Annotated in this window: 3 protein-coding genes; 1 reads left to right on the forward strand and 2 read right to left on the reverse strand. The window is 55.8% G+C overall.

Annotated features, from left to right (window positions below):
* Positions 1-1,385, forward strand: a 1,385-nt coding sequence (locus B7449_RS10850) for a helix-hairpin-helix domain-containing protein (protein ID WP_048883618.1), incomplete at its 5' end; no start/stop codon positions are given.
* A gap of 153 nt (positions 1,386-1,538) precedes the next feature.
* Here the strand turns inward: B7449_RS10850 and B7449_RS10855 are convergent.
* Positions 1,539-2,783 carry a type II toxin-antitoxin system HipA family toxin gene (locus tag B7449_RS10855; RefSeq protein WP_048883617.1) on the reverse strand — a complete coding sequence of 415 codons (1,245 nt, stop codon included), beginning with the start codon at positions 2,781-2,783 and terminating at the stop codon, positions 1,539-1,541.
* Positions 2,773-3,372 (reverse strand): helix-turn-helix domain-containing protein, encoded by a 600-nt coding sequence (locus B7449_RS10860; protein WP_019087483.1) that lies wholly within the window; start codon positions 3,370-3,372, stop codon positions 2,773-2,775. Before B7449_RS10860 ends, B7449_RS10855 begins: the two co-directional genes overlap by 11 nt.
* Positions 3,373-3,539 lie beyond the last annotated feature (167 nt).

Here is a 3,539-nt window from a genome sequence, read left to right on the forward strand (position 1 = left end):
GCAATCAATGTGACCTCTTGCATCGTAAAGGCCGTCCACATAAGGGCGACATGGTGCATCCCTATCTGCGCCGGCGGGCCGGGCAGGAGAAAGAAATCTACCCGACGCCGGAACTCGAAAAGGTGCTCAGGAAGACGCTGGGCATTCCGCTGTTTCAGGAACAGGTGATGCAGGTGGCCATGGTCTGTGCCGGGTTTTCGGCATCCGAGGCCGACCAACTGCGCCGGGCCATGGCGACGTTCAAGAATACCGGAACGGTCTCGCGCTTCCGCACGCGCCTGATCGAGGGCATGACGGCGCGGGGTTATCCCGCGACCTTTGCCGAGCGCATCTTCCAGCAGCTTGAGGGGTTTGGCAGTTACGGCTTTCCCGAAAGCCATGCGGCCAGCTTCGCCATTCTGGCCTATTCGTCATCGTGGATGAAATGCACCCATCCGGATGTGTTTCTGGCAGCACTCCTGAACAGCCAGCCCATGGGCTTCTACGCCCCGGCCCAACTTGTGCGCGACGCCCGCGAGCACGGGGTCGAGATCCGGCCGATCTGCATCAACGCCTCGCGCTGGGACAGCACGCTCGAAGGCCCGGAGCGGAATGACGGGCTGTTTGCCGTCCGTCTGGGTATGAACCTAGTGAAAGGGCTGGCCAATGAGGATGCCGCCCGGATCGTAGCCGCGCGGGGCAACCGCCCCTTTGCCTCGGTCGACGATTTGTGGCGTAGGGCAGGGGTGAAGGGGGCGACCCTGACCCATCTGGCCGAGGCGGACGCCTTCCGGCCGGGACTGGGTCTGGTCCGGCGCGAGGCGCTTTGGGCGATCAAAGCACTACGTGACGAACCCCTGCCGCTGTTTGCCGCAGCCGCCATCGTGCGTGAAGCGGAAGAACCTGATGTGCTGCTCCAGCCCATGCGGGACGGGGCCGAAGTCGCACGCGATTACAATCGCACCGGCCTGACCCTGCGAGATCATCCCGTGGCGTTCCTGCGCGATGATCTTAGCGAGCGCGGGATGGTGACGTGCCGGCAGGCCCTGGAGGCGCGGGACAGGAGCAGCCTGTCGGTGGCTGGACTGGTGCTGGTCCGCCAGCGGCCCGGTTCGGCCGAGGGCGTGGTGTTCATGACGCTGGAGGACGAAACGGCGGCGATCAACGTGATTATCTGGCCCGATATGTTCGAGCGCTTTCATCGTGTGGTCCTCTCAGGCCAGATGCTGGGGGTTGTCGGACGGTTGCAGAAGGAAGGGGAGGTGGTGCATCTGGTGGCGCGTGAGATTGTGGATCTCTCCCACCTGCTGGCCGATGTGGGGAATCGGTCGCTGCAGGCTCTCTCCAACCTTGATCAGGACAGGTCTGTCGAAAATATCCTTGTGAAGGCCCGGAATTTTCATTGAATGTTGTGTCAGGAGGATAATTCATCTTCGCGATGTTCGCTTACGCCTACACATTGGTCATGCGGAGTGCTGGACTGTGTTTCGCAAAGCGGACATCATTGCTTGAAAGTCTTATCTCCGGATCCAGCGGCAATATTCATTCTGCTTCGTTTCTTAGCTGGTCGCCTCGCCTATGATAGGCAGAGTCTTTAGATGGTTATCGATGACCTTGACTATATGACGGGACATCGGAAGATGCGCCTTCTCGGATGACCATCGATCCATGAAGAGACCGACAGTTTCACGTGCCGTGTCGAGGACCAGCTTTCTCGGCAGCGCGGCCTTGCCGGCGAGGTGAAGAAGCTCCTCTTTCGTGAATTGATCAAACCGTCGCGTACGACTGAAATTCAAGGCCGACTGATCGCCCGGAATGTAGGGAATCGTCGATACGAAGTCATAGGCAGGAGAGAGCTTGGCGGTCCGCTGGTCGGGGTAGATGAGTGACCAATTTTTCAGATGCATATCCCCGTTGCCGATGAGGGTATTGAAAGTCAGGCGACGGATGAACTCGGCAACATCGTTATGATCGGACTCAGCCGCGATCACCGCCGCGATGCTGCGGTTGCTTGCCTTTTTGTACTTATCTTCGGAATAGACCCCATAGACCTGAGCAAAGTCCTCGATATGGATGGATGTGCCATCTTCGCGACGATCAAAGCGCTCGATAATAAAAGCCTTATCTCCAAGCTGGTCGATGCCATCAGGCAAGTTGTTGATACCACTAATGTTTACCAAGCCGATAGGTGGGACATTGATGCCAACCATGCGAGCAAGCGTCATCATCGAGAATTCGTTTTCAGGGATGCCATGATACTCTCTTGAGGGAAGCTTGACGATCCAGTCGCCCCCGATCCCGCTTGCTGGAATGGTCAGGCCACCGGCAGCGTCGATGACGGCTGAAAATTTCAACTGAACCCCAGCAAGCGAAAACCGGAGCGCGTTTTCATGGGTGTTTGAGCCCTTAACCTCGACTTGATCATCGAGATCATCAAACAAAGGCCGTGCTTCATCTTCAGCGACCTCGACCGTCACAGCCCCGGGCAGGTCGCGGCCGAGGGCTTGGATCAGGAAGAACTCACGCATCTCATTGACGCCCGCCTTTTCTGCCAGATAGCTGCGGAGACGACCTTCAGGAAGCAGGTTCGAGAAGAACGGCATGAGCTTCACCTTGATCGGCCTGAAGTCGTTCCGCAACTCCCCATACTGGTCTTTGAAGGACAAACCGAGCGTTTCTCTGTCCGCGTTACCAATATAGGCGTCATTGAACGTAAATATAGATCGTTCATCGCCAAGATGCGTGAGTGTCCCGATCGGTTTGCCATGGAGTTTGACGGTCAGGAAGGAAACATCAAGCATCATCGTCCTCCTCATCAAGAGAGTAGGCCGGACGTGATAGGGTATCTCCGCTATCGGGTAGCGGATCATGTGAAGCCTTGTTGCGGATCGTTCGCATTATTTTGAGGCTTTCATTGAGTGAGACCATCTCTTTTCCTGGACGACCGATCTGCTCAATTATGTGACGCAGTTTTTTCATTTCCTCGAGGTCGAGCATCGATACTCGGAACCGGTGCAAGTCGGAGATAGACTTCTGAAGTCGCTGAAGTCCTTCGAGGTCTGGCATGCTCATTTGGATGCCGCGCATTGTCTCACTGATTCGCTGCATCTCCTTTTGGATTGCAACGACGTCTTTGCGGTTGGAGCTGATCGCATCGCGGCTTAGGGAACGCACGACGGCCACAGCCTTGCGTGGAACAAGAGCAAGCTCCAGATCAAGGGCATGAGCGAGCGCGGCCAAGCTTGAGAGGCGTAGGTCGACAGTTCCTGCTTCGATCCGGGAAATCTGCGCTTGAGGCACCCCAGCCAACTCGCTCAACTCGCGTTGGCTTAACCCCTTGGTTTTGCGCGCTGCTTGCAATCGCTCTGCTATGCCTGTTATGTCGTAGCTCATATCAATGTTCTTTTCTGCATCAATTCACATGTATGATGCAGTTTTATATATCAAAATTTTGGGTACCTTTCAAGATTGATATATATATATTTCGATATCAAATAATAATTTTATGTATATTTTGAGGTGGCCCCGTCCGTTCGGACAGTTTTGTGGGCTTGATAAGC

The sequence above is a fragment of the Komagataeibacter intermedius TF2 genome, from assembly GCF_000964425.1.
Taxonomy (GTDB): domain Bacteria; phylum Pseudomonadota; class Alphaproteobacteria; order Acetobacterales; family Acetobacteraceae; genus Komagataeibacter; species Komagataeibacter intermedius.

Bases quoted from the DNA above. Each gene is read 5' to 3' on its own strand.
- B7449_RS10855 (WP_048883617.1), bottom strand. From the start codon at position 2,783: ATGATGCTTGATGTTTCCTTCCTGACCGTCAAACTCCATGGCAAACCG.
- B7449_RS10860 (WP_019087483.1), bottom strand. From the start codon at position 3,372: ATGAGCTACGACATAACAGGCATAGCAGAGCGATTGCAAGCAGCGCGC.